We start from the raw sequence: 26,629 nt of genomic DNA, 5'->3' as shown, positions 1-26,629 counted from the left end.
CGCATGCTAATGTTGCCGCCGCCGCGTGGCTTCAAATCGCTGCAGGAATCTCAGAATCGGTTGCCGCAGCCGAGTCAACGCGGGAAAATGTGCTGATCCAGATACGAACGGAGTTCACTTTAACCCAAAGCAGGAGTGCCGAAGCATGCGACGAATGTTCCTGGCGCTGGCAGCCATGACCGGACTCAGCCTGATTCAAACGCCTGCGTCTGCGGACGACGGCGACTCCGGCTTTGCCGCCGTTCAATGGACGCTGAACCAGTTGACGAAACTCGACGTCGGCGACGACGGGCAGCTTCAGTTGAAGCGCGATCACTGGGAAGTCGCCGCGAAACGACCTCTGCCGAAACCACCGCAGCCGAAGCTCCCGGGAGGCCTGGGTCTTGCGGGTGGCGCAGTTCTGACACCGCCGCAGCGGAATCCGTTCGCAGATCAGGAAGTCAGCCCGCTTGAGCAACTGTTCGAACGCATGGCTCTGGAAAGCGGCGGTTATCGCAGCGGATCCCGTTCCGGCATCGGCGATCGCGTCACGCGGTCCTGGACATCAGCCATGCTGGATGGCCGGCTCACGACCGAAGGCGACGATCTGAAGCTCGAACTTAGCGAACTGGCGGGCAGCCAGCGATCGTTCAGATTGGCAATCGACGGCCGGCGAGTGCGGCTGTTGTTTCGAAGGGCGTCGGACTTCGTTCAGGTCCTCCGAAACGGAGATGTAGTTTTGGTCTGTTCGTCCATTGACGGAGATACAAAGTCTCTGGCAGGGAGTTCATTCGCCAGGCTGGTTCAGGACAACGAGGACTATTTCCGCGACGATCTGCAGCCGCTGTTGACGGATGTTACGCAGTTGCCGATCGACCAGGCCGTCGCACTGAACTTGCCCAGGGAAGACGCCTTGCCGGAGTTTCCGCCCGTCAGTTTTGAAGACGGACCGCTGACGGAAGGCGACGTCGGCAGGGCGTTCAGAGCAGTCGTCCGTTTTTGCATTGTGGACGGCCGGTTGCGAATCAACCGCTTTGCCGGTGATCAGCGTCTTCTGAAACAGGAGATCGAAGTCGTCAGCAGGGAATTTCAGGAGTCCCTCGACCGGGCGATCGAGCGCCTGCGAGAACAGGATGTTCCGGAAAGCGTGATCGATGCACTGAAGTCGAAAATGGGGGGCTGGCAGGACCGTGACGTGGTCGCGGTGCCGGTCGGTGGTAATCCGTTTGGCAACGTGCAGAATCCCGCGTTCGGATTCGGACGCGCGCGGCTTGATCCGTTCCCGCAGGAGGCATTTTCGGATCCGCTGGTGACTGCGTTTCAGCGGTTGCAGGAGGCCGCCGGACCTGGCGGCCGTGGAGCGTCACTGGGCGGCGACGACTATGCGCTTCACTTTTCAAGCGGAGAAATCTCCGCCGCACTCAGCCGGCGTCAGGCGACAACGACCTTTCAGGCCAGTGACTCCGCTGTGCGGATCGAAGTTCGCGAAAGACTGACGGGCACGGAGCTTCAGATCGAATCCGATACCGCTCAGTTGATTATCAGCCAGCACGTTGGCCAGCCGTGGACCATCCTGCTGCTGGGAGGCGGGCAGTGTGAGCATCTGGTCGGCGAATCTCTGGCGGCTCTGATCCATCGACACGAAGACGCCTTTCGAACCCGCATCCTGCCGGTACTGACTCGCTACGGGATTTCGGGACTGGATCCGCTCAGCGACAAATACACGACAGCGGTGCTCCGGCATCTGCAGAACGAACTGCCCGACAAGGTGGACATCGAAAACGTCGTCAGCGAAACCGACGCGTACGTGCTGCCGCTGCTGAATGACGTGGCCTACCTGCTGGTTCTCGCGAAACGGCTGGAAGGCGATGACCCGCATTGGTCGAAAAACGGATGCGGCAGCTCATGCAATAAGGTTGGGGGGAGTCACATGGTGTCATACCGCGACAGGAATTCGGTTCGTCAGGGCGAAACCTGAATTGCGGGGTCCTGCACGTCGAAACAAACGCCACCCCGCATGTCACCATGGCCGCAATTCAGAAGGAGAACACGATCATCTCTGGCGGTTTCCTTTTTTCGCCGCTGCTGCAGATGAACGGCATCAGCAAGTCGTTTCCGGGGGTCCGCGCGCTGAATGATGTTTCGCTGACGCTGAACCGCGGTGAAGTCGTCGCTCTGATTGGTGAAAACGGCGCCGGCAAGAGCACGCTGATCAGGATACTCGGCGGAGCTCACCAGCCGGATGCCGGGACGATCGACATCGACGGAACCTCAGTCCGCCTGGCAGATCCCCGTTCCGCCATGGATGCGGGCATCGGTGTCATCTATCAGGAATTCAACCTGATCCCGGCCCTGACCGCGTGGGAAAACATCTTTCTGGGCCGCGAACGATCGCGCGTGTTCGTGCATCGTTCACACGAGCGCTCTTGCGCGGCGGAGATCTTCGGCCGCATGGGTGTGTCCGTGCCGCTGGACATGCCGTGCCGACTGTTGTCGATCGCTCAGCAGCAGCTTGTCGAAATCGCCAAAGCGCTGTCTCAGGATGTGCGCATTCTGGTCATGGACGAACCGTCCGCCGCGCTGACGCCGCAGGAAGTGACGTGTCTGTTTCGCATCATTCGCGATCTTCAGAACGACGGCATCGGCATCGTCTACATCAGTCACCGACTGGATGAAGTCCAGGAAATCGCAGATTCCGTAACCGTGCTGCGCGACGGCGAACACATTGCCGACGTGCCCATCGCCGACATCACGCGGCAGCGCATGATTGAACTGATGGTTGGGCGATTTATCGACAACGAGTTTCCGAAGGAACACATACCGCCCGGCGATGTGCGGCTGGAAGTCAGCGGTCTTGGGCGCGGAACCGCCGTGCAGAACGTCAGCTTTTGCGTTCGGGCCGGCGAAGTGCTGGGAATTACCGGACTGGTCGGCGCCGGCCGCACGGAAACGGTGCGGCTAATTTTCGGGGCGGACGTTCCCGACAGCGGAACGATCGTGCTGGACGGAAAGCCGCTGCGGATCCGTCATCCGCGTGATGCGATTCGAGCCGGCATCTGTTTGCTGACGGAAGACCGCAAAGCTCAGGGGCTGGTGCTGAATCACAGCGTGCGCGACAACTTTGGTCTGCCGAATCTGTCGCGACTGTCGCGTTTCGGGCTTGTCCGTGAGCGGGAAGAACGCCGGCGGCTTGGCGAATATGTCACGTCGCTGTCGATTCGCATTCCCCACCAGCAGCAGTTGGCCGGCAACCTTTCGGGAGGCAATCAGCAGAAGGTCGTGCTGGCCAAGTGGCTGCAGCGCAATGCCGAAGTGATCATCTTTGACGAACCGACGCGCGGCATCGACGTCGGCGCCAAGCATGAAATCTATCTGCTGCTGAACAAGCTGGCGGCACAGGGCAAAGCCATCATCATGATCAGTTCAGAACTGCCGGAGGTGCTCGGCATGAGCGACCGGATCCTTGTGATGCACAGCGGCCGAGTCACCGGGGAACTGGACAATTCCTCCGCGGAGCCTCACCTGCGAGTGACTCAGGAACAGATCATGGAACTGGCCATCGGCTGAGCCACCGTTGGTGAGGCGTTGCGGCGACAATGGAGCGGAGGGCTGTGGTCGGTGCAATCGAGGGAACGTTTACGGAACGAGCACGAAACGAGAAAGTTCGTCAACCGGGCGTCAGCTTTAAGGCGATCGGCAGAAAGAATTTACCAGTGCAGCGACGTTGCTTCACCCCCGTTGAAACGGGAGGGTATGCGTTGATCGCGAACGGACAGGAAACGTGCACGTTCCCAACCGATAGTGTCAGCCGCAGGCCTGTCTACGACGGGCGGGAAACAGGTTCCGTTGGATTATTCATCCTGCGGAGTCGCCAGACGTTTTTGAAGTTCGAGACGTTGCGTTCGTTGCCGTCGGGGCGTTCGTGGGCGTATAGCAATGCTTCGCGGTAAAGGCTCTCCGCTTCTTCTTTGCTGCGCATGCGCCGGACTTCGTCACCGTATTGCATGAGAGCGTCCACAACGACGGGCTGACTTCGAAACGCCGGTACGGGGCGTACCAGATTCGCAAACTCCAGAATCGTCTTTTCGGCGTTCACCATATCGCCCTGTTTTCGATACAGCCCCGCCAGATTCGCCAACTGCATGATGACGAGCGGATGTTCATGACCAAGGCTCTGGCGTGCCAGATCAAGGACCTTCAGGTAGATCGCCTCCGCCTCCTCGAAACGTCCCGCGCGCCGGTGGGAATCGGCCAGGATCAGGCTCAGCATGGCCCTGCCGAATTCTGCGTCTTTGCTGCTGAGCTGGAATTCCGCAGCCGCGCGCGATGCGTACTCCAAAGCGGCAGGTTCCTGGTGTTGCTGACCGAACTTGACACTGGCCAGTGCTGCCAGGGTAATGCCGATGTTGTGGTGGTCGGGCGGATTCTGTTGCTGTCGAACGTCCAGAACTTCCAGCAGCAATCGTTCCGCTTCGGCCAGGGTTTCTTGATTGAACTGGGGGCCATCCGTGCTTAGCGGCTGAAAGAAGAGCATCCACGCCAGATACGACTTTGCTTCCGCGACAGCGGGATCGGCAGTGCCGAACAGTGCTTCACGCGCGGAAATGATGCTGCGGTAGAGCCGTTCGGCTTCCGAATAGCGGCCTCGATCCCGCGACAAGTGAGCCAGACTGAGTAGGCCCGTGACTGTTGTGGCATCCGCCTCCCCGAGTTCCTGTCGGCGAATGTTGTAGCTATCGTTCAGCCAGCGATCGGCAACGTCCCAGTCGCCGAGGTTTCTGTACGAGTTGCCGATTGCGTCGAGCAAACGAGCCCGCATCAGTGGCTTGTCCTGCATGTACTCATTAACAATGTCGGCGCCGCCGTCCAGCATCCGTCTGGCAAGTCCCTCGTTCGATCTCGCGTCGGATCGCAGGAAGCCGGCATCTTCCAGACCAACGGGATTCGCGGATTCAAAAGTCCGCACCAGGTAATCGCTGAGTTGTCCGGACAGTTTCTCTTCCTTGTCAGCAACTCTGCGGTTGAGGTCGGCGTCAGCGCGAGCGCGTTCGGCACGCATCATTCCCCAGGCCGTTCCGATGATCCCTCCGGCGACGGCCAGCAGAATGATCGCAGACGCCGTAACCGGCAGCCGGTTCCTGCGCAGGAACTTCTGCATGCGGTAAGCAACGCTTGGCGGCCTGGCCTCCACGGCTTCATTGGCCAGAAATCGCTCAACGTCACGAGCCAGTCCGCTTGCGGTTTCGTACCGGCGGTCCCGCTGTTTTTCGAGACATTTCATGACGAGCCAGTCCAGATCACCGCGCAGCAGTCTGGTCAGCCGGCTGGGTTCAATCTTACGGACGGCCGCCAGCGAAGGCAGCGATTCGTCTGCCGAAAGCCTCGTTGACGGTCTTGACGGCTCTTCATCGCGAATCACCCGGATCATCTCGTCCAGCGCCGCGCGCCGTAGCCGACCGGCGGCGATCGGACGCAGACCCGTCAGCAGCTCGTAAAGGATCACACCCAGCGAATAGATATCTGTGCGGGTGTCGACGTCGGTTCCGGAAGAACTCGCCTGCTCCGGCGACATGTATTCCAATGTGCCGACAACGGCACCGAATTGCGAAGTCAGCGACAGATCCGACATCCCGCCGCCGATCGCCTTCGCCAGCCCGAAATCGATGACTTTCAACACGGGGCGACCGTCCTGAAGCGACACCAGGATATTCGAGGGCTTCAGGTCGCGATGTACAATTCCCTTTTGGTGGGCGTGCTGCACGGCATGGCAAATCGTGACGAACAACTCCAGCCGCTCCCGAATACCAAGTCGCTGTTTGTCGCAGAATGTGGTTAGAGGCTGTCCGTCGACAAGCTCCATCACGAAATACGGCCGGCGCTCGTCCGTCAGCCCGCCATCCAGGATTCGTGCGATGCCGGGATGATTCATGACCGCCAGAGCCTGGCGTTCCTGTTCAAAGCGCTGGATGACAGCACGGGAGTCCATTCCCGGTTTGATCAGCTTGACCGCAACGCGACGCCTGACCGGTTCCCGCTGACTTGCGGCCCAAACCTGACCCATCCCGCCCTCGCCCAGCAGTGTTTGCAGCGTGTAGCGGCCGGCTATGGTCTCACCGGCGTGCGCTGAAGGTGACAACGGACTGCCGAGCGCCGCTGGCAGCGTTCTGGTATCCAGCCGACTGCCGCCCCGGCGTTCTTCGTCAGCCGATGCATAGGCGACGTTGATATCGCTGACGGAAGGCAGCCGATCCGGCAGCTTCGTCTGAACTTCGGACGTCAGCGGGATGGAAGATTCGGGACCCGGCGGCTCGGCTGTGGACCACTCATCGTCCAGGACTGCGACGACGATGTCTTGGAAGTCAGCAAACCTCGGCAGATAGTCGGCAACTGTCGGAGTCCGACCGGACTGTCGTCGATGTTCAACTTCCAGACTCAGCAGCAGCCGAAAGACAGTCGCGTGGTCGGGTGATTCGAACCTCTGTAGGAAAGTCCCGATCTCCGGCGAGCCCCCGGCCCGAAGTTCTTCCAGAAAGCGGTCGCCGACAGCCTGAATTCCCCGAAGTGATTCCCCGGAATCATTCTGCTCTTCGCCGTCATGAGGTCCCAACGCCGCGATCCTCAGTCGAAAATCACTCGCTCCGCCCGCCCGGACGAAGAGAAACGCCGATTTTCTCTGAGAGTATCCCGCGCAATGGAACGACGCAATGGGCTGGCGACCACGATCGTCCGCTTCTGCCCGCGCCACCCGGCCGGCGATCCCGGCCTGGCAGAGTCAGTGATCGCTGCGTTGTGTCCGGCCTGCTTCTCCGCTGGTGGCCGGTCGCCGTGCGACGACAAGTGGCGTCAGTTGTGTGCTGCGGCGCACAGTGTGTTGCAGCGTGAGTCTGAGCGGGCGGTCACCGGCTGCGGACAGTATTGCGATTCCGCTCGGCTGGCGGCGTAGAAGGCCATGGTGACGCTGTTGCCGCGGCTGTTGAAGAACAGGTCGTTGGTGAATGCCTTCATCATCACCAGTCCGCGACCGCTGCTTAGCATTGCCAGAGGGTCAGGTGTTTTGTCAAGCAGCCGGCGGGTGTCGAAACCGGCGCCTTCGTCGGTGATGGTCATCCACACGCCGAGCGTGCTGACCAGTTTATGAATTCGGACGACGCGGTCCTTCCAGGGTCCGCGAGCCTGCCGTTCCTGTGCCAGGTCCCAGAACTGCGACGACCCGCCTTCCTTCAGCTTTGAGTCGATTTCCAGGTTGCCGTGAAAGATGGCGTTGGCGAGAGCTTCTTCAACGGCCATGCAGATCTGTGGCTGTGAAATCCGCAGGCTGACATTGATGTCCGGGTCGCATTCCACCAACTGGTCGCGGATCGTTCCAACGATGTGAGTCCTGGTGGGAATCGCGATCGAAACGGCTTTCATTCCCGGTTCGTCCAGCCAGCATTCGCGATACAGGACGGACGCGACCGACAAGTCAGAACCGCACGAATTGCAGGTTGAAACATCTGGCACGGGCACAAATCCCATCGAAAGATCTCCCGCCGAACCGGGAGTGGGCTGCATGGATTTCGAGCAACCTTACCCCGTGTTTTCCCTACTGAAGGATCTGCTTCAGGTACAGCCACCGAATTGCGGGAAACAGTCGGCGGCTGCAAAGGCGCGAAGGATTTTCGGATTCCGCGGGTCGTGCCGGACTGATTGGCACGCCTGCAGACTTTCCGGGATACTCCGGCGACGAACCGGGCCGTTTCGAATCAGCCGTGGAAGAGTCCGGGTGAACACCCGGCTGTACTGCCGCATCGCTGTTTCTTCCGGACGGCCGGGAAGCAGTCGGATTGCCGTGATATCGCTGAGCCTCACATCAAATGTCGTACCCTCGCGTAGCCAGCTTCAGGACAGTTGACGGTTTTCGCTCGCGACTGGCGGAATTGAATTTGACGCTGCCGGTTGACGAACAGTTAGCTGTCGGTGCCGACAGTCCGTTGGCGCAGCCGCTGATCAGCCGTGCCGGTCATGCCGGCAATCGCTTCTGCATCCTGCCCATGGAAGGCTGGGACGGCACCGTCGACGGAAAGCCCACCGAACTGACTCGCCGCCGGTGGAGACGTTTCGGGCTCAGCGGCGCGAAACTGATCTGGGGCGGGGAAGCCGTCGCGATCCGGCATGACGGGCGAGCCAACCCGAACCAACTGCTGATTAACGACGCCAACCTGCACGAAATCGAATCGCTGCGAACTCTGCTGGAAGCGACTCACGCGCAGCATTTCGGCAAGACGGACGATCTTTGTGTCGGACTGCAGCTCACGCATTCCGGCCGGTTTGCGCGGCCCAACGACAAGCGTCTCATGGAGCCGAGAATCGCCTACCGTCATCCGATTCTGGATCGTCGGTTCGGCATCGACAGTGACGACGGGCTGCTGTCGGACGACGACTTGAGGCAACTGATCGATGACTTCGTCGCGGCGTGCGTGCTGGCTCAAAAGGCCGGATTTCGCTGGGTCGACGTGAAGCACTGCCACGGTTATCTGGGACACGAACTGCTGTCGAGTTTCGACCGCGCCGGAAACTTCGGCGGCAGCTTTGAAAACCGGACTCGCTTTCTTCGAGACATCGTCGCGGGAATTCGCAGCGAAGCACCGGGGCTGGAAATCGGCGTGCGAGTCAGCGTGTTCGACTTTATTCCGTTTGAACCCGGAGGCGACGATTCACGAACAGGAATCCCCTCGTCGTCCGGTTCGTATCGACACGCTTTCGGAGGCGACGGGTCCGGGCTGGGAATTGACTTCGATGAACCGTCGAAGTTTCTGTCGCTGCTGGAATCGCTGGACATCGATCTGGTCTGCACAACGTGCGGAAGCCCGTACTACAACCCTCATATTCAGCGACCCGCGATGTTTCCTCCGTCCGACGGTTACCAGCCGCCCGAAGATCCGCTGGTCGGTGTCGATCGTCAGATTTCGGCGACGGCGGAATTGAAGCGGCGTCATCCCGGCCTGATTGTCGTCGGCAGCGGCTACTCGTACCTGCAGGAATGGCTGCCCAACGTCGCTCAGGCAGTGGTCAGGACTGGACTGGCAGATTCCGTCGGACTGGGCCGCATGGTGCTCAGCTATCCGGATCTTCCCGCCGACGTTCTGGCCGGACGAACTCTGACGCGAAAGAAGATCTGCCGCACGTTCAGCGACTGCACGACCGGGCCTCGCAACGGTTTGATATCCGGCTGCTTTCCGCTGGACCCGTTCTACAAGGCTCTTCCGGAACGTCAGCAACTTCAGCAGGCGAAGGGCGAAATGCCGGATTGAACGGTCGCGGTCCGGCGCCGGTAAGCGATGAACAGCCGCTCGGCAGCCGCGCGCAAAGACCGTCATTCTGGCGGACAACGACCGGGCCAACCGGAATCGCCCGATTCTCGTGAAAAATGACAACCGGCGTGAATTCGAAAGCTAAGGTTACAGCGGTTGCGGGTTCCGACCCGGCTCCTCGACTGACCACAGTTTCGACGCTGTCGTTTGGCACCATCCGGCAGGTTGCGCAGTTCCGATCCCGGGAGAAAGACAAGTCATGGGAACGAAGACAGGCTACGTGATCGCGGCCGGGATGATTCTTCTGGGCGTCGTGGGCACCTACAATGCGGTCACGAGTTTTGGCAAGCCGGTTGTCGTCAACAGAGATCTGACAACGACCGGGACGGTTACACACAAGAGTGCCACGGCTCTGGTCCATCGCGTCGGAATCACGCTCGATAAGAGCTTCAAGATGCAATATTCATTCGTTGCCGAAGACGGTAAGACGTACATCGATGATGAGACACTGAGTGAGTCGGAATTCCATTCGGTGGCGGAAGGGCAGGAGATTGAGGTTCGGTACAACTCCCGGCAACCGAGCATCAGTGCATCGCCGTTTGGCCATTACACATCGGTCAACGATTTACCCGATCCCACGCCGACTTCGCGTCTGATCTTTTGCCTCACCGTGCTGCTGTGCGGTATCGCTTTGGTCGTCTTCATGTCGCGTGGTGCTTCCGCGCCGGTTGCCCGACGAGCCATTCCCGCGTGACGTCGTCGGCGTTCTGATTTCGGAAGAACGACTAATCGACCGTCGCGATTGGGTGCCGGCAGATGGCTCAGCGCTGCATTGCACGCGGGGTTGCGGAGGATTTCTCCGGTCGTTCATCCGCCCTGACGTGGACGGGCGCGTCCCTGCCGATTCCGGTGGCGAAATTTGCCAGCCGACGCGAAGGTTTCCGCTCGTGCTACACTGCGGCCCTGGCGTGCGTGACCGGATCATCTTCGCGCGACGCCACTGAACGATCGTCCGAATCGTGCCGCGGTGATCGTCGGTGCTTTCCGGAGTTTTCCGGATCTCGTGCCGGCGAGCCTCATTCCGCACCGCTGGCGGTAGAAGCTGAGCATGAATGATGTGAATGCCAATCGTGTCAGTCGCATTTCGCCGGGGTTTGTTCGACGGCTGGCGACTGCGCTGCTGGCGGCGACGGTCGTGCTGCTGGGAACCGCATGGCTGCTGTATCGGCAGGATCTCGGCCTGCAGCGAATTATCACCGAACGCGAACGTGATGCGGTGCTGGCGATCGAACGGGAGTTCCTGTCGCGGGAATTCCAATCGGTCCGTTCCGATCTGCTGTATCTGGCTCAGCAGGAAGTGCTGCAGCGATTCGTCGCCGGCGACGAGACAGCGCGGGCCACCGTGGAACGCGAACACCTGCACTTCGCTCTGCGAAAGGGAATCTACGATCAGATTCGCTGTCTGGATCCAAACGGCCGAGAAATCACTCGGGTCAATTTCGAAGGCGACGCCGCTCGAATCGTGCCTGTCGCGGAACTGCAGAGCAAGTCGGACCGGTACTACTATCGAGAAGCGCTTTCGCTGAAGGACGGAGAGATCTTCGTTTCGCCGTTCGACCTGAACGTTGAACATGGACGCATTGAAGACCCCGTGAAACCCGTGATTCGCTTTGTCACTCCCGTGTTTGACGCCAGCGGCCGTCAGCGGGGACTGCTGGTGTTGAACTATCTTGGCGAACGACTGCTGGAACACCTTCGCGAAATCTCCGCCGGCTTTGAAGGGGAAGTCGTGCTGTTGAATTCGGACGGCGAGTACCTTCAGGCTCGTCGCCGGGAACATGAATGGGGCTGGCTGCTGGGTCATGACCACAGCTTTCGCACTGACTTTCCCGACGAATGGCAGCGAGTTCGCCAGCCCATACCGGGACACTGGCAGTCCGGCGACGCATTGCTGGCAGCCGCGCGCATCCGTCCGAACGGCCAGGGAACCGCCGCTGCGCCGCGAGACATCGCCGGCGAAGACAATTCGCTGCTGCTGGTGGCGTATGTTTCCCGAAACGTCGCGACCGCTCATTCGGAACTGCTGCTGCGGCAACTGCTGCTGATGTGTGCCGGAGCGATGCTGCTGGTGTTTCCGCTGTCCTGGATCTGGGCTCGATCCGCCGAGCTGCGAGATCGGCAGAAGCGCCTGATCGCCGATTCCGAATCTCGCCTGCGGCAGCTTTCCACGCGATTGCTGGCGGCTCAGGAAACGGAACGAAAACATCTTTCGCGAGACCTGCACGATGAGCTTGGCCAGCAGGTCACGGCAATCAGTCTGGATCTGAAGTCAGCGGCCCGGCAGCAGCTCAGTCCGCAGGTTCAGTCACGATTGCAGCGGGCCATCGAGGAAACCGACTCGCTTTTGAAAAGTCTGCATCGCATCGCGTCGCGCGTGCGGCCCAGCGTGCTGGATGATCTGGGACTGCGTGCCGCCGTCGAATCGCATCTGTCCGAATTTCAGGACCGCACCGGTGTGACGGTCGACGCTGATCTGCAGTTTCATCGCGAAGAAGTTCCGGCAGTCGTCGGAGAAAACACGTATCGAGTTCTGCAGGAAGCTTTGGCCAACATTGCAGAACACGCCCGGACGCATCATGCTGCCGTGAAACTGACCGTCAGCGAAGATTCGCTGCAACTGACAGTCAGCGACGACGGCGCGGGATTCGACGCTGATCAGGCGCGGAAGTCACGCCGACTCGGCCTGCTGGGAATGCAGGAACGAGCGGAACTGCTGGGCGGTCGGTTCCTGCTGAAAACCTCACCCGACAACGGGACAACGATCGACGTGACGATTCCGCTGGAAAACTTCGAAAGATAGGGGCTCACCGACGTGTCTTGATGTGTGGCACTGGCTGTGACAGTGCGCCTGCTCTTCGGAAACCACTGGCCCGGCCAGTGCCACACAAGGCATCATTTCCGTGCTGACAAAGCAGTCGTGGCTCGCTGAGAACTTCACAGCAACGCCGTTCGCGGGACGTGACTCGGCTCGTGTCTGTACGTTTCCGGGGAACCTCGTTGACTGACCGGATCACCTGACCCAATGCCTGCGGAATCCACAATTCGCGTTGTTCTGGCTGACGACCATGCCATGGTCCGGCAGGCTTTGGCGCGGATCCTGGAAGACAGCGGCCGGATCTGCGTCGTCGCTCAGGCCGGCGGCGGTCAGCAGGCCATCGAAGAAGCTCGCGCTTCGCATCCGCATGTGATGGTGCTGGATTATTCGCTGGGCGATCGCGACGCTCCGGGAGTCATTGAACAACTGCTGCGGGAACAGCCGGCCATCCGAATTCTGGTGCTGACCGTTCACGAAAATCTGCACTACGCGGTGAGGATTCTGGAATCGGGAGCCCACGGATATGTGATCAAATCTGCCGCCGTGGAGGAACTCCTGGACGCCATCCGCACGGTTTACAACGGCGGGATTTATGTCTCGCCCGCTGTGTCCTCCGCAGTGCTGGAGTCTTTGCGGCGCCCGAAACGCGAGCGGGTCGGACTGGCGGCGCTGTCACAGCGCGAATTTGATTTTCTGCGTCATCTGGGAGCCGGCAGGAGTCTGCAGGAATGCTCGGAGCAAATGAAAATCAGCACCAGTACGGCGTCGACGTATCGTGCTCGAATTCTGGAAAAACTGAACCTGAAATCGACGCAGGAACTCATCCGCTACGCTTTGGAACACCAGATCGACGGCTGACCCCGCCCGGCTGCACTGTAGGAAATCAGCGACAGGAACTCTGCGCTGCCGTCGACAGACAACGCCCTGGCGGTGCCGGAGAATGACCGGCTGACTCATCTTCCATCCGGATCCCGCAGCCATGAGCGATGCCCGCCAAGGTCGTCAGCAGTCTCTGGCGCCGCTGCGCCTGGCTCTTGGCGCGGTGTACTTTTACTTCGGGCTTCTGAAGTTCTATCCGGACCTGAGCCCCGCGGAACTGCTGGCGACTCAGACGATCATGCGGCTGTCGCTGCATTCCATCGGGCCGCGAACGGTGATGCTGTGGCTGGCTCTGCTTGAATGCACCATAGGCGCTGCGTTGTTGCTGAATGTTCTGGTCCGTCCGGCGCTGTGGCTGTTTCTGATTCACATCGCGGGAACATTCGTGCCGCTGTTTGTGCTGCCGGAATTCATGTTCAAGTTTGTTCCGTTTGCTCCCACGATTGAAGGGGAGTTCATTTTCAAGAACCTTGTCTTCGTCGCCGTCGGCTGGGTTTTGCTCCGACAGGCGCCGCCCCATTCCCAATCAGAAAAACAGGTCACGATTTCATGAAGCAGCATCTTGGCAGGGCCGTGATGGCCATCGTGTTGATCGTTGTCGGCATCGGAGTGCATAAGTCTTACGAGCTTTACCGAGGCAGCGATCTGAGCCGCGTTCCTCAGCGACGACAGACGATTTCGTTTTCTCCCACCGGCTTTGGTGCGCCGGCGGTTGCGGTGCCGATGGTGGCCGACGTCACTGGCGAGACAACAGAACCCGCGAATGCCACCGGCGGCAATTCGGCCGAAAGCGCCGCGGCCGAGCAGGGGGCCGGTCGCGGATTCGTCCCGGCGACAGATTTCACGGAGGACCTGCTGTTGTACCCGACCATCGACAAGGGACTGCGAACGCCGTTTGATTTGCATCGGTACTACGGTCGCGGAGCGACGTCGTTCGCGTCGCCGGTCCTTCCCATGAGATTCGAGCAATGGCTGTCGTTTCATCAGCGTCAAAAGCCCGGACTCATGCAGGATGTCCGGGCCTACATGAGCGGCCGGTACAACTTCAGCGGCGAGGCGATTCCCGGACAGTTCATGTCGGGAGGCAAGCCGGTGATGCAGGGACCGGTTGCGAAACTGCCGGACGGCGTGGCATCGTTTGAGGCTCTGGCGGAACTGCCGCCGGACGAGATTCGTCGTCGCGAACTGTTCCCGTATTCGCCGCTGTCGCATCCGCTGCAGTCGGTGGCTCACATGGTGTTTCCGGAAAACTGGATCAAGGCGCATCCCGAACACCGGCGCATCGACGTGGACATGGATTTTCCTGACACCTATCTGCCGGAATTTCCGCCACCGATGTTTCTGACGACGCACAAGGAACTGGGAGACGTGACCAACGGCCTCGAAGTCACGCTCGACAACTACTATGAAATCTTTGACGGCCTGCTGACTCCGGAACAGATGGAAGGACTGAAGGAACTGCTGCGTCCGTCGCCGACGACCTGGTTCAACCACACCGATCACCGAATCACGGAGACTCCGTCAAAGGGAGTCGCCTGCTTTGACTGCCACGTCAACGGGCACACCAACGGCGCGTTTGAACTCGGCCCGGATTCACGGCCGAATCTGGCTCGTCTGCGAACAGATACACCGACGATGCGCGGCAACTACAACCTGATGCAGCTTTCGTCGAAGCGTTCGATTCGCAGCATGGATCATTTTTCGGAAGTCGAAGAGTATTTCGACGGCGATCCCGGAATGCAGCAGGCGATTGGTCCGCGAGCCGTCAAACGCGAAGTGACCAACCGGATGGGTGACCTAAATGCAATACTGGACTATCCGCCCGCACCGAAACTTGATCCATTGATGAGACTCATTCCGGACAAGGCCACTCCCGCTGAACTGCGCGGAGAAGCGCTGTTTCACGGTAAGGCGCAGTGTTCGAAGTGTCACTACGGCCCGGCGTTTGTCGACGATTACATGCACGATCTGGCCGTCGAACGGTTTCTTGTCTGCCGACCCGAAGGTCCGATCAAGACGTTTCCCCTGCGAGGAATCCGGGATTCTCCGCCGTACCTTCACGACGGTCGCTGCCCGACTCTGCACGACACTGTGGAGTTCTTCAACCTGGTGCTGCAGTTGAACCTGTCCGCGCAGGAAAAGGACGATCTGGTTTCGTACATGCTGTGCCTGTGAGTCAACCGGTCACGCGTTCCCAGCCGTCGCCCGGTTTTTCCAAAACCGGGCCGGGAGCCCGCCAGCGTGCCAACCATCGCGGGGTCTGTCGCCGCAGGGTGCGTGGTACGTTCAGCAGTGCCGAAGCTGACGGCTGGCAGGTTTTGGAAAAACCTGCCGACGGTCGGCAGCCTTTTCGTTCGAATCAATCGGCGTCGTCGAACTGCGCGTGCCACTGTTTCAAACGCGGGATCAATTCGTCAGGGCGAGCGGTTCCTGTCGTCGCCAACTGCTGAATGGTGATGGACGCGACCAGGTTGCCGATCACAGCCGCTTCGACATAGGTTGCTCCGGCGCAGAGCGCCAGCACGCATCCGGCCGTGGCACTGTCACCGGCACCGGTGGTATCTGTTTCTCCGGAAACGCGGACACCCGGCACAGCCGTCCATTCCGGATCACTGACGAACATTCCGTCCGCGCCGCGAGTGATGAACAGCGGAGCTGCCGTTTGCTGACGAAGTTTGCCGACCGCAGCACGAAGTTCGGCGATGTCGACTTTCTGTCCGGGACGCGGGTCTTCGTTGCCCACCGCTTCGAATTCGTTGGGCTTGATGATGACGTTTCGAAACTCGTGGATACGCCGGCGGCTGTCCGCCCAGAAGTGGACTCGCGGGTTTCGGAGCGCCAGATCAGCCAGAGTGTCGCGAACGGTGCCGGTCACGGCTCCGCAGTCGCGGGCTTCCGCCTGATCCAGAATGATGACCGCATCAACCTGCGGCGCGAGTTCCGTCACGGAATCAATGATCGCACGTTCAATCGCTTCGGGAGTTCGCTTCCGGTTCTTGGTATCGATACGCGAATGTTCGCCGGCCAGTCCCGGAATCGTCATGTCACGAGGTTTCAAATACGTCGGCGTAAATCGTTCCGATGTCGCATGCAGATGCCGCGTGGAACAGCGAAGCCGGTCCAGTCCGCGGCGAAGCTCAAAGGCCTCGCCGTCATCGCCGGCAAACCCGATGGCATGCAGCGTGCCGGTTTCCAGCGCCGCAAGATTCGACACAACCGTTCCCGCCGCTCCGGGGTAACAGCGGACCGAAGCCACCTGGTGAGCCGGCTTGCCCGTTTCGACGCTGGGTTCTTCCAGAGCGGGGTCGATATCCAGGTACTTGTCCAGAAAGAAGTCGCCCAGCACCGCCACGCGGCTCGATCGAAACCGCGAAATGATTTCTTCCAGCCGTTCCGTTGTCAGCAGCTTCGAATTCACGGCGAGCGTTCTCCCAGAAGTTGAACGAAGTGCAGCAGCAGGTCGCGGTTATCGGACTGCAGGTATCGCATGGTTCCGCCCATCCGGCTGAACGTCTTGTTGTAGCGAAGATAGTAGGCCGGGTTTTCTTCGGGAGGTTCGCCGCAGCTCCAGTTCCACGTCGATTCCGCAAGATCGCTGACCAGAATGTAGTGGCCGTCGATATGCTCGCCCCGCTGGATCGCCAGGTTCTGAGCCAGCGACAGCGATTTTTCGAACACCATCGGACTCATCACCGCCGATCCAATCGACACGTACACGCCGCCGTCAATCCGGCTGATGCTTTCCGCGAACGCCAGAAAATCGCGTTGCGCCGCTCGGCCCAGTGCCGCGCAGTGATTCATCGGATGATTGTAGATGATGTCGTGGCCGATCATCGGGTGGCTGGTGAACGGAACTCCCATCCGGAATGCCGCCGCCTGAATGCTGTAGGCTTTCCACGGGTGAGCAATCCGCAGGCGTCCCGGCGGCAGCTCAAACTTCTCCACGACGTACAACAGATCCGCGGCCGCCGCGGACCTGAGCGGATCGGTCGCCAAACAGTCAACAACGATGCGCCGCAGTTCATCGGCGCTCGCGATGTTCAGACCTTCCGTTTCAATCATGGCACCAACGGCTTCGCCATAGCCTTTGCCTTCGAAAGCTCCCACATTCAGCGCCAGATTGATGTTGAACCCGGTGTCCTGCCAGTTGCCGAAGCGTCCTTCAGCAACCATCGCCTCGACGTTTTCGCAGCTCTGACCCTGATACGCGAATTCCCAGTCGTGAATGATGCCGGCCCCGTTCGTCGCCAAATGAGTAACCCAGCCGTGTTCGATGAGCCGCCGAAACACGGGAGCCAGGCCGTTCTTGATCGAATGGGCGCCGAACGCCACCACGACCGGCCGGTCATTTGCCCGCGCGGTGCGAATGCGTTCGACGGCTTCTTCGACGACTCGCCGACCGTCGCTTGATAACGGTCGCGGCGCGGCATCGGGAGACACGTGGTCGACGTCAATCGTCTTCTTGTTCTGACGCGCTCGAAGCGGTTCCATGCGAACGGCAAAACGATCCAGTTGCGGGTAAGGCATCGGGCTACTCCTGTTCCTTCCAGAGCCATCCGATCAGCCGTTCGGCATCGCCGTAGTCCGGCACGACCGCATGCGCGCCGGCTGCGATCAGACGTTCGCGTTTCCAGGGATCGGGTTGCCCGCTGCGATTCGCTTCGTCGCTGGCCACGGCGACGGCCGTTCCGCCGGCGTCACGGACATTCTGGATTTCCACATAACCGTCGCCGAAACCCAGCAGAGCCCCGCCGGAGACCCGGTTGTCGGCCAGAATTCGTTCGATGACCTGAGCCTTCGAAAACGCCTGATAGTCATCCTGCGCTCCGTAGACGTGCCGGCCAAAGTACTTGTCAAGCTGCAGCAGTTCGACTTCTTCCCGGACGTATTGTTCGTCCGTCCCGCTGGCCAGATACATCGTGACGCCGCGCTGCTGCAGCCGTTCCAGCAGAGAATCGCTGCCCGGTACCAGCATCTCCCCCGGCGTCGCGTCACCACAACGCAGCCGCTCGCGGCGCGATTCGATCCGGCGCATCAGCCGAGCATGGTACTCGTTCTTGTAGGTAATCGGTTCCAGAGCCGTGCCGCCGCGCTGAGTCACTTCTTCGGCAAGTCTCATCATCTGATAAATCGTCTGCTTGCCGGTCAGCTCCATGACGAACCGGGAACACACGCCGCTCAACACTTCCGGGCTTTCGTCGGTGCCTGTGTCGATCAGGTATTCGACCATCATCGGGACCATGATTTCCGGCCAGCCTTCGCGAATCAGGCTCAGCGTCCCGTCAAAATCGAACAGGACATGCGCGGGAGCATCTTTCGGCAGGAAGCCGCCGATGATTTCGATCGCGCTGTTCGGCAGAAAACAGGTGCTGACATTTGTGTCGTGAACTCGCCGAAAATCGGCTTCGATGTTTTGGGTCATGATTCAATCAGAAAGAAGAGCGATTCGTCAGTACAACGGCGGCAGCGCTCTGCGTGAATGATGCCGCGGATCATTCTGCCTCCCCCCAGCGCAGCGTCCGGGGGAGGTCGCAAGAGCGGAGCGATTTGCGGGAGGGGGCCGGAACCGCGATAAAAAACCCGTTCCTGTCATGCGTAGCAACATCCCATCTCTGTTTCTCAGCCTGCGGCATTCGATCCTGCAGAACACTCAGCCGCGCTGGCTTTGATAGATTTCGGACAGGACGTCTTCCACGGTCTTGAGCTTCTTGCCGCTGCCGCGAACCAGGTCGATCCGCTTGCGGGCATCCTGGGGCGAATGACCGACGCTAAGCAGCGCTTCGTAGGAATCGGCCAGGACGTCGCGATCAGAGCTGTCCGGCACGTCGACGGCAACCATCAGGGCGAACTTGGCCATCTTGCGGCGAAGTTTGGCGACGATGCGTTCGGCGACGGCGGGACCGATGCCCGGCAGTGTGCTGAGAGTTTTGATATCCCGCTCTTCGATCGCTTCCGCCACTTCCTGAACCGGCCGCACCATCGCTCGCAGAGCTTTCTTCGAACCCACTCCGTCGACCGAACAGATCATGTCGAAGAACTCTCGCTCGGCTTCGCTGGCGAATCCGATCATCCGCGGGACCAGCCGGCCCTGCTGCGGGTTGCCGTCCAGATACTCGATCGTCCGCAGGCTGACTTCTTCGTCAAGCCTGCCCTGCAACTGCCGGCGAACCAGATCGGGAACAAGCACTTCGTGTTCAAACCCGCCAATCTTCAGCGTGGCGGCGACGTCGGAAAGATGAACCAGAATTCCGGTAATGCGAGTTATCAATGCGGCAACCTGCTGAGCGTGGGTTGTGAAAAGTCGTGTGCGGCGCGCGGTAACGAAGTCACCGGTCTTGTCAAACTGTGGCCGACGGAACTGTATTTCGCAATTCCGAAACCGGAAGTCATCATTCGTTCCCGGACCGGAGTCCCGGAGCATGACGCACGAACGCGTCCGGCTGTTTCCGGCGCCAAAACACTTTTTCATCCGGCGGCTGACCGCGAAACTCGACTTGCAGTACAGTGATGCCATGAACTGGAGACTGACTTTTTCCGGCCTGCAGTCCGCGGCGTGGACGACGACAGCGGTGATCGCCGCGATCGCTGCCGCGGTGCTGTGCGTTTTTCTGATGAAGTATGAACGCCGGCTGGTGAGTCGCGGCACGGGAATGCTGCTGCTGGGCCTGCGGATGCTGGTGTTGCTGACTCTGCTGTTGACGCTGCTGCAGCCGGTGCTGACAAGAACGTGGGACACGGACTCACGGGGCCGGTTGCTGGTGGCCGTGGATGTGTCGGAAAGCATGGAAACCGCCGATCGGCAGGCCAGCAGGGCGGAAATGCTGCGGTGGGCTCAGGCGCTGGGAATGCTGGGCAACGACGCCACGGATGCCCTGATCGAAAGCTGGATCGCCGCGTTCGAAGAAGGACGGCAGCCGGACTGGGGCGCGTCAACCAACGGAAACGCGGCCGTGGACGGAACTCTCGCAGACGCCCGCCGCGAACACATCAACGGCATCTTTGAAGAACTGCGAAGGATGCCGCGAGTGGAATTTGTCCGGCGTCTGCTGCAGTCCAGGCCGAATGATCTGCTGGAAACGCTGCAGCACGAACAACCGGTGGACCTGCGGGCGTTTGCCGTCGAACAGCAAGCCGTCACAGGCGACCAGCTTCAGCCGCTGCTGGATTCCGACCGAAGCTCACTGGTTCCCGGAGGCACGGACATCGTCAGCGTCCTGACCAGCGCCGTCACCGAAGACAGCGGCGGTCGAGTCAACGGAATCGTAATGTTTACAGACGGACGGCAGACAAAGCTGAATGCTCCGGAAATGGAGGCCAGCCGCCTGGGAACTCTGGGCATTCCGCTGTACAGCGTGCCGGTCGGTTCGATGTATCCGCCGCACGACATTTCGATCGCTTCGATCGACGCGCCGCAGTCCGTGTTTCTGGACGACACCGCTCAGGTACGTTCCACGATCGCCGCGGCCGGGATGTCCGGCCGGCAGCTTACCGTTCGACTGGAACGCGATGGAGTCGCGATCGACCAGCGGCTGATGACTGTGACCGGCGACCAGGTCCACGTCGACTTCAGTATTCCGTCGCAGGAGGTCGGTCAGCACGAATTCGCGATTGCCACGGACGTGCAGGAAGGTGAGCTGCGGGAGGACAACAATTCCCGCAGCTTTGTTGTTTCTGTGGTCGACAACAGAACTCGCGTGTTGCTGGTGGAAGGGGACGCTCGCTGGGAATTTCGATACCTGAAGAATGCTCTGGAACGCGACAAGCGCGTTGAGCTTTCGACGGTGCTGTTTTCTCAACCGTACATTCAGATGCTGAACAGCACGTTTCTGCCCGGTCAGCTTCCACCACCACCCGAACTGGCCGAACAGCTTTCCAACACGGACATTCTGCTGATGGGTGACGTCAACCCGCAGCGAATTTCTGAAGCCGTCTGGCAGGAAATCGAATCGGCGGTTGCCGAAGACGGCATGACGCTGGTCGTCGTTCCCGGTCGCCGTGACATGCCGCATAATTTCAGTTCGGCGATTCTGAACCGTCTGCTGCCGGTGCGCAGTTTTCGTCAGCAGACGGCGGAAGAGATCCGACCGACGCTGCCTGATGCTCCGCAATCTGCCTTTTATCTGAGGACAACGCCGCTGGCGGACGAGCTGGCGATGTTTCAGATGACACCGGAAGGAGCCGGCATTGCTCCGGTGGCGTTTTCACAACTTCCCGGACCGCCGTGGGTCTACATGGCAACGCCGGCTGCCGCCGCGACCGTCTGGGCCGAAGCAATGATCGACGGAGGTCGCACGGCTCGCGAAGATTCCGCCGCAATCATCCACCAATACTATGGATTCGGCCAGGTTGTCTGGATGGGCATCGACAGCACATGGCGCTGGCGTCGCCGAGCGGGAGACACCTGGCATCACCGGTTCTGGGGTCAACTGGTCCGCTGGGCGGCGCGCAACAAATCGGCGGCCGGAAACGACCAGGTTCGCATGACGCTGTCCGAAGTGCTGATCGACGAAACGGAACACATCGACGTTTCGGTCCGCTGGAATCCAAACGTGGCCGATCAACTGCAGGACGCTCAACTGCAGGCGCTGATCGTTCCGCTGGACGCCGCGGGCAATGCCGTCACCGACGAAGCGAACGCCGCTGCCGTGCGGGAAGAGCGGCGCGTGACTCTGGCTCCGGTGGAAGGATCGCCCGAACGGTTTGCCGGTCGCATTTCGCGTCTGCCTGCGGGAGCCTACGAAGTCCGGCTGCAGGTCGAGAGCGACCGACTGAAGCTGACGGAGGACATTCGGACTCAGATCATGGTTCAGCGGCAGCTTTCGACGGAACTGGCGGACATCAGTTGCAATCGCGATCTGCTGCAGTCACTGGCGACGCTTAGCGGCGGCCGCATGCTGGAACCGTGGCAACTCAGCGAACTGCCCGACCTGCTGCGGCCGAACGACGTTACCGAAAGCGCCGTTCAGGAAAAGTCGCTGTGGGATCACTGGCTGCTGCTGGTGGTGTTCTTCGCACTGCTGATGACCGAATGGGTCGTGCGAAAACTGAGCGGACTTCCGTGACGATCCGGAACAGAGCCTGATACTCACAGCGCGACGAGAAACGGCCTGCCCGTCGAGTTCCCGGTTTCCCGACCGCCTGCGCCCTTGCGGACTTGTGCCGACGCGGACGATTCACGAAGGCTTCGTGATGGCGCCGATTTCGTCGAAATGACTGCGAATGTCTCGCAGGGTTACCGGCTGAAACAGCGTCGTTCCCCAGCGAGTGGAAATCAGGGTTCGCTGAACTTCGTCCTGATCTTCCGCGGCGAACACCGCCAGGCACGGCGTCTTCTTCGAACGTCCGTATGCCTGAGCCTGCGGAAAACAGCTCAGCACTGGTTCTTTGTCGAAGTCGGCCAGAAACAGAATTCCGTCCGGCGGATCATTCCCCTTCAGGCGTTCGACGGCGACTTCCGGACTTCGCACAAACGTCGTGTCGAAGTCATGCTTGGCGAAGTAGTCCTTCAGCGCCTTGCAGCGCTTTTTGACTTTGTCGACGACCAGCAGACGGAACGTGCGCGGTTCGCCGGGCGCGAGAGACATGATTTCCGCTGTGTCGCCCTTCCAGGCTCCCATCTGCTTCAGCGCGTGCTTCAGCGCGGCCTTTGCTTCGCCGGCAGTCTGATAGCGGTTGTTGGGATTCACGTCCATCATCTGTGCGATGATGGCCAGCAGGTCAGACGGCAGGTCGGAACGGTACGTGTCCAGCGGCCGGATCATCGTATACCGGCTGAGCTGTTTGCGTTCTTCCCGGTCACGTGTGCGGGGCCAGGGGGATTCGCCGGACAGGACTTCGTAAAAGATGGCACCGGCAAAGAAGATGTCGCTGCGGGGATCGTTGTTGGGAGCGTTCGTGCCGCGTTCCAGCGACGCGTATTCCAGCGCCCGGTGGACGTCATCGCTGGTACCGGCATTCGTCGGGCCATTTGCTCCCGCAAGCCCGAAGTCCACCAGCTTGGCGACACCTCTGCTGCTCATCAACACGTTGGTCAGCTTCAGATCGCGATGCGTGGCTCCCAGTTCCAGTGCGTATTCCAGCCCCGCACAGATTTCGTACATGCACTGAGTGGCTTCGGCCGGCGTCACGGACTGGCGAATCTTGAGAAAGTCGCGCAGGTTTCCGCCTTCAACGAATTCCATTGTGAAGTAGTGGAAGTCTCCCTCGTTTCCGACATCCAGAATGGGCACGATGTTGGGATGCCTGAACCGCTGGCAGATGCGGGCTTCGCGTTCGAAACCGGCAACGGCTTCGGGATCCTTCGCCCAGCGTTCCCGCAGCAGTTTCAGCGCGACGGTTTCGCGGCCATCCAGCGACGACGCGCGATACACGCGAGCGAAACTTCCCGACGCGTTGCGGTACAGCAGCTTGTACCGGCCAAGGACCAGCCCTTCCGTTTCGCCCTTCTGAATCCGCCGGGCCTGCAGGGACGTCAGCAGATGCTGAGTTTCAAGGCGCTCGATAATCTCGGGGACACCATCACCGTTTGTCGACTGCGATTCGACTCTGTTCCAGTCATCCAGCCTGACCAGTTGACTGGTAATCAGGTATCTCTTCAGGGCGTCTTTTGTCTTCAGTTGAGCCATCGAAGAGTGAAGCGTTGGTGATGTATCTTTGGAAAAACAGTGCGCTTATGGCCCGGCCTGAAACGGCACGCGAAAGAATGGCCGGAAGCGGCCCGAAACGATGCGTGACAGGGTAGCGGCGTCAACCGCTCGCCCCATCGTAACACCACTTGCAACTCATTCAACGCCATACTGCGGGTGATCGGGCTTCCCGGCTGATCCTGGCAGTGTTTTCGGCGTTTGACTGCTCGTCGGTTGACAGAAGCTCAGTAGTCCGTTGCACCGTTTGCGGTAGATAACGTTTGTACGGCGGACTTCCCGTCCATCGCCTGGTCATTTTTTTTTCCGTCGCCGGACTGTCATGCAACTCTTCCGGCCGCAGGCCAATTGGGAAAGGGTCGCACGAACGCAGCGAGTTCGAGGGAGTCCCTGGCGCGCTGGCGGGCTGCTGTTCTCCGACCAGTCGTCCTACGGCAGGTTTCCGAACAACAGGTCGCCTTTGACGATTGTGGTGATTGTGTCAAAGTGCGTAGCTGCGCGTCCGGGCACCGACGAACCGCCGACTGATGACTCGATCAGCCGGAACACCGTCAGAGTCGCTTCCGCGCCGGGCGTGATTTCGCCGACCGGTTCACCCATCAGTCGCGACGGGTTTGCGGTCGCCATGTCGATCGCGGTTCCCAGCGGGATGGAGCAGGCGGCCATCATGCCGACGATGCAGTCGCCCGTGGTTGCTCCGGAACCTGCCAGGTACTGACGCTGACCGGCGACGACCAGTCTTCCGTCGTCCAGCACTTCGACGGCGACGTCACCTTCGGCATACGTCCCCGGCGGACATCCGGCGAACCCGGAAACGTCGCACGTCAGAATTGTGTGCGCCGTTGTCTTGCACAATCGCACACAGTTCAGCACCGACGCCGGCACGTGGAACCCGTCAGCGATCACGCTGGCCCACAGTCGTTCGTCAGCGAGCTGTTCCCAAAGATAGTTGGGATGACGAGGCAGCACTCCGTGTGCTCCGTTACCGAAGTGAGTGCTCAGCTTTGCGCCGGCATCGACGGCGGCAGCGATCTGCACGGAAGTTGCCGCGGTATGTCCGAGTGCAACGACAACTCCGCTGTTGACCAGATGCCGGATGAACGGAACGGCGTTTCCGGTTTCCGCGGCCAGTGTCACCAGGCGAATTCGATTTCCGGACGCGGCCTGCAGAGCATCGAATTCGTCGATATCGGCGTCCCGCACATGCTGAAGCGGGTGGGCTCCGCGAGGACCGTCTTCCGCGGAAATGTAGGGTCCTTCCAGGTGGCAGCCCCTGACGCATGCTCGCACGACGTCACTGGTTTCGCAGGCCTGCCGAATCGTTTCGAATCCGTGCTTCAGCGCGTCGAAGGAATTGGTCACCAGCGTCGGGAAATACCCGGCGACGCCGTGCGCCAGCATCGACTGAGTGACCTGTTCGACGTCAGCGGTCGAAAGCTTCGGGCTGCTGAACCAGATTCCGCTATAGCCGTTGATCTGAATATCAAACAGCCCCGGAGCCACGTACGGAAGGTCGTCAGCGGACGAAGTGGCTTCGACCCCGGTGATGCGGCCATCTTCGAAGTGAACCTGTACCGGTTCGCCGGTCGAATAGTGGTTGGCGGAGAACGTGCGGTTCATGGTTCGTATCGGCCGGTCCGAAGTCAGCGATCGGCGGAATCACCTGCGCTGATCCATGGCCACGTAATCGCGGACCTTCGATCCCGTGTAGATCTGGCGCGGACGGTAGATGCGCGAGGACTCGTCCTCACGAAGTTCCTTCCAGTGAGCCAGCCAGCCCGGCAGGCGGCCGATGGCGAACATCACGGTAAACATGTTCGTCGGAATGCCCATCGCCCGGTACAGAATTCCGCTGTAGAAGTCGACGTTGGGATATAGCCGTCGATCGACAAAGTACGGATCTTCCAGAGCGATCTTTTCCAGGTTCTTCGCGATGCCCAGCAGCGGATCTTCGATGCCCAGTTCGTTCAGCACATCGTCGCTCATCTTCTTCAGGATGGTCGCCCGCGGATCGAAGTTCTTGTATACGCGGTGACCGAAGCCCATCAGACGAAAGCCGTCGTCTTTGTCCTTCGCCTTGTCGACGTATTTCTGGTAGTCGCCGCCATCGGCGTGAATCATTTCCAGCATTTCCAGCACGGCCTGATTGGCACCGCCGTGCAGCGGTCCCCACAAAGCACAGATGCCGGCGGAAATCGCGGCAAAGATGTTTGCACGACTGCTGCACACCATGCGGACGGTAGACGTGCTGCAGTTCTGTTCGTGGTCGGCGTGCAGAATCAGCAGCATGTTCATTGCCTTCACCAGCGTCGGATTGACGACGTACTGTTCGGCGGGAACGGCAAACATCATGTGCAGAAAATTCGCGCAGTAGCTCAGGTTGTTCTGCGGATAGATCGTGGGCTGACCGACGGACTTCTTATACGCGTAAGCGGCCAGAGTCCGAACCTTGGCAATCAGGCGGACGATGTTCGTGTCGTGGCTGGAATCTTCGGTTTCCGGGTAATACGTCGACAGTGAGGCCACCATCGCCGACAGAATGGCCATCGGGTGAGCTTTGGTGGGAAATCCTTCGAAGAACTTTTTCATGTCTTCGTGGATCATGCTGTGATACGTCAGTTGAGCGCGAAAGTTCTTCAGTTGCTCAGCACCGGGAAGCTCGCCGTACAGCAGCAGGTAGGACGTTTCGACGAAGTCAGATTTTTCGGCAAGCTGTTCGATGGGATAGCCGCGATACCGCAGGATGCCGTTTTCGCCGTCGATGTACGTGATCGCGCTTTCGCAGGCTCCGGTGCTGGTGAAGCCGGGATCGAGCGTGATGGCACCGGAATTCGCGCGCAGCTTGCTGATGTCCACGCCAACTTCGTCTTCGCTGCCGCGAATAACGGGCAGGTCGTAGGTCTTTCCATTCAGGCTCAGAGTCGCCGTCGTCATCGATTTCTCGCTTCTGTTCTGTCGCGTCT

At 60.1% G+C, this 26,629-nt stretch carries 18 protein-coding genes; 9 read left to right on the top strand and 9 right to left on the bottom strand.

The features are described from left to right. Nucleotides 1-145: 145 nt before the first annotated feature. Complete coding sequence (locus R3C19_10320) at nt 146-1,957, top strand: hypothetical protein (protein ID MEZ6060747.1); 1,812 nt, start codon at nt 146-148, stop codon at nt 1,955-1,957. Nucleotides 1,958-2,004: 47 nt separating this feature from the next. After that, the gene (locus R3C19_10315) at nt 2,005-3,546 is read left to right on the top strand and encodes a sugar ABC transporter ATP-binding protein (GenBank protein MEZ6060746.1); all 1,542 of its coding nucleotides are present in this window, start codon (nt 2,005-2,007) and stop codon (nt 3,544-3,546) included. Between the two features lie 253 nt (nt 3,547-3,799). On the opposite strand, the gene R3C19_10310 is transcribed toward R3C19_10315, so the two are convergent. Beyond that, nucleotides 3,800-6,586, bottom strand: coding sequence for a serine/threonine-protein kinase (locus R3C19_10310; GenBank protein ID MEZ6060745.1), 2,787 nt, complete (start codon nt 6,584-6,586; stop codon nt 3,800-3,802). 236 nt (nt 6,587-6,822) lie between these two features. Continuing rightward, nucleotides 6,823-7,530, bottom strand: a complete 708-nt coding sequence (locus tag R3C19_10305) for an ATP-binding protein (GenBank protein MEZ6060744.1) — start codon at nt 7,528-7,530, stop codon at nt 6,823-6,825. A 371-nt stretch (nt 7,531-7,901) separates the two neighbouring features. On the opposite strand from R3C19_10305, the gene R3C19_10300 reads away from it, so the two are divergent. The 6 genes from R3C19_10300 (at nt 7,902) to R3C19_10275 (ending at nt 15,198) form a co-directional block, all read left to right on the top strand. Further along, the gene (locus tag R3C19_10300; GenBank protein MEZ6060743.1) at nt 7,902-9,269 is read left to right on the top strand and encodes an NADH:flavin oxidoreductase; all 1,368 of its coding nucleotides are present in this window, start codon (nt 7,902-7,904) and stop codon (nt 9,267-9,269) included. 259 nt (nt 9,270-9,528) lie between these two features. Beyond that, the gene (locus R3C19_10295; protein MEZ6060742.1) at nt 9,529-10,023 is read left to right on the top strand and encodes a hypothetical protein; all 495 of its coding nucleotides are present in this window, start codon (nt 9,529-9,531) and stop codon (nt 10,021-10,023) included. Between the two features lie 354 nt (nt 10,024-10,377). Next, entirely contained in the window at nt 10,378-12,129 is a 1,752-nt protein-coding gene (locus tag R3C19_10290) for a histidine kinase (GenBank protein ID MEZ6060741.1), read from the top strand. 222 nt (nt 12,130-12,351) lie between these two features. Beyond that, nucleotides 12,352-13,002 carry a response regulator transcription factor gene (locus tag R3C19_10285; GenBank protein MEZ6060740.1) on the top strand — a complete coding sequence of 217 codons (651 nt, stop codon included), beginning with the start codon at nt 12,352-12,354 and terminating at the stop codon, nt 13,000-13,002. 121 nt (nt 13,003-13,123) lie between these two features. After that, nucleotides 13,124-13,576 (top strand): hypothetical protein, encoded by a 453-nt coding sequence (locus R3C19_10280; protein ID MEZ6060739.1) that lies wholly within the window; start codon nt 13,124-13,126, stop codon nt 13,574-13,576. Further along, complete coding sequence (locus R3C19_10275; GenBank protein ID MEZ6060738.1) at nt 13,573-15,198, top strand: cytochrome B6; 1,626 nt, start codon at nt 13,573-13,575, stop codon at nt 15,196-15,198. Before R3C19_10280 ends, R3C19_10275 begins: the two co-directional genes overlap by 4 nt. A gap of 184 nt (nt 15,199-15,382) precedes the next feature. Here the strand turns inward: R3C19_10275 and R3C19_10270 are convergent, their stop codons facing one another. From R3C19_10270 to ruvA, 4 genes are all read right to left on the bottom strand, one after another. Beyond that, nucleotides 15,383-16,441: a PfkB family carbohydrate kinase gene (locus tag R3C19_10270; protein ID MEZ6060737.1), complete on the bottom strand. Its 1,059-nt coding sequence runs from the start codon at nt 16,439-16,441 to the stop codon at nt 15,383-15,385. Continuing rightward, on the bottom strand, nt 16,438-17,550 hold the full coding sequence (locus R3C19_10265; protein MEZ6060736.1) for a hypothetical protein: 1,113 nt from the start codon (nt 17,548-17,550) through the stop codon (nt 16,438-16,440). The genes R3C19_10270 and R3C19_10265 overlap by 4 nt, the downstream gene beginning before the upstream one ends. A gap of 4 nt (nt 17,551-17,554) precedes the next feature. Further along, nucleotides 17,555-18,445 (bottom strand): HAD hydrolase-like protein, encoded by an 891-nt coding sequence (locus R3C19_10260; protein MEZ6060735.1) that lies wholly within the window; start codon nt 18,443-18,445, stop codon nt 17,555-17,557. Nucleotides 18,446-18,673: 228 nt separating this feature from the next. Then, nucleotides 18,674-19,291: a Holliday junction branch migration protein RuvA gene (ruvA, locus tag R3C19_10255; protein MEZ6060734.1), complete on the bottom strand. Its 618-nt coding sequence runs from the start codon at nt 19,289-19,291 to the stop codon at nt 18,674-18,676. A gap of 151 nt (nt 19,292-19,442) precedes the next feature. On the opposite strand from ruvA, the gene R3C19_10250 reads away from it, so the two are divergent. Beyond that, nucleotides 19,443-22,085 carry a hypothetical protein gene (locus R3C19_10250; protein MEZ6060733.1) on the top strand — a complete coding sequence of 881 codons (2,643 nt, stop codon included), beginning with the start codon at nt 19,443-19,445 and terminating at the stop codon, nt 22,083-22,085. Between the two features lie 111 nt (nt 22,086-22,196). Here the strand turns inward: R3C19_10250 and R3C19_10245 are convergent, their stop codons facing one another. The 3 genes from R3C19_10245 to R3C19_10235 all read right to left on the bottom strand — a co-directional run bounded on the left by R3C19_10245 (nt 22,197) and on the right by R3C19_10235 (nt 26,600). Next, nucleotides 22,197-23,648: a serine/threonine-protein kinase gene (locus R3C19_10245; GenBank protein ID MEZ6060732.1), complete on the bottom strand. Its 1,452-nt coding sequence runs from the start codon at nt 23,646-23,648 to the stop codon at nt 22,197-22,199. Nucleotides 23,649-24,095: 447 nt separating this feature from the next. Continuing rightward, nucleotides 24,096-25,286 (bottom strand): amidohydrolase family protein, encoded by a 1,191-nt coding sequence (locus R3C19_10240; GenBank protein MEZ6060731.1) that lies wholly within the window; start codon nt 25,284-25,286, stop codon nt 24,096-24,098. Between the two features lie 39 nt (nt 25,287-25,325). Beyond that, the gene (locus R3C19_10235) at nt 25,326-26,600 is read right to left on the bottom strand and encodes a citrate synthase (protein ID MEZ6060730.1); all 1,275 of its coding nucleotides are present in this window, start codon (nt 26,598-26,600) and stop codon (nt 25,326-25,328) included. Nucleotides 26,601-26,629: the final 29 nt, after the last annotated feature.

This window comes from Planctomycetaceae bacterium, from assembly GCA_041398785.1.
Taxonomy (GTDB): domain Bacteria; phylum Planctomycetota; class Planctomycetia; order Planctomycetales; family Planctomycetaceae; genus JAWKUA01.
Note: the sequence above shows the minus strand (reverse complement) of the source record. Positions and strands in the feature narration are given on the sequence as shown.

Bases quoted from the DNA above. Each gene is read 5' to 3' on its own strand.
- R3C19_10290 (MEZ6060741.1), top strand. From the start codon at position 10,378: ATGAATGATGTGAATGCCAATCGTGTCAGTCGCATTTCGCCGGGGTTT.
- R3C19_10235 (MEZ6060730.1), bottom strand. From the start codon at position 26,600: ATGACGACGGCGACTCTGAGCCTGAATGGAAAGACCTACGACCTGCCC.
- R3C19_10305 (MEZ6060744.1), bottom strand. From the start codon at position 7,530: ATGCAGCCCACTCCCGGTTCGGCGGGAGATCTTTCGATGGGATTTGTG.
- R3C19_10315 (MEZ6060746.1), top strand. From the start codon at position 2,005: ATGGCCGCAATTCAGAAGGAGAACACGATCATCTCTGGCGGTTTCCTT.
- R3C19_10280 (MEZ6060739.1), top strand. From the start codon at position 13,124: ATGAGCGATGCCCGCCAAGGTCGTCAGCAGTCTCTGGCGCCGCTGCGC.
- R3C19_10240 (MEZ6060731.1), bottom strand. From the start codon at position 25,286: ATGAACCGCACGTTCTCCGCCAACCACTATTCGACCGGCGAACCGGTA.
- R3C19_10320 (MEZ6060747.1), top strand. From the start codon at position 146: ATGCGACGAATGTTCCTGGCGCTGGCAGCCATGACCGGACTCAGCCTG.
- R3C19_10275 (MEZ6060738.1), top strand. From the start codon at position 13,573: ATGAAGCAGCATCTTGGCAGGGCCGTGATGGCCATCGTGTTGATCGTT.
- R3C19_10265 (MEZ6060736.1), bottom strand. From the start codon at position 17,550: ATGCCTTACCCGCAACTGGATCGTTTTGCCGTTCGCATGGAACCGCTT.
- R3C19_10295 (MEZ6060742.1), top strand. From the start codon at position 9,529: ATGGGAACGAAGACAGGCTACGTGATCGCGGCCGGGATGATTCTTCTG.
- R3C19_10260 (MEZ6060735.1), bottom strand. From the start codon at position 18,445: ATGACCCAAAACATCGAAGCCGATTTTCGGCGAGTTCACGACACAAAT.
- R3C19_10245 (MEZ6060732.1), bottom strand. From the start codon at position 23,648: ATGGCTCAACTGAAGACAAAAGACGCCCTGAAGAGATACCTGATTACC.
- R3C19_10285 (MEZ6060740.1), top strand. From the start codon at position 12,352: ATGCCTGCGGAATCCACAATTCGCGTTGTTCTGGCTGACGACCATGCC.
- R3C19_10250 (MEZ6060733.1), top strand. From the start codon at position 19,443: ATGACGCACGAACGCGTCCGGCTGTTTCCGGCGCCAAAACACTTTTTC.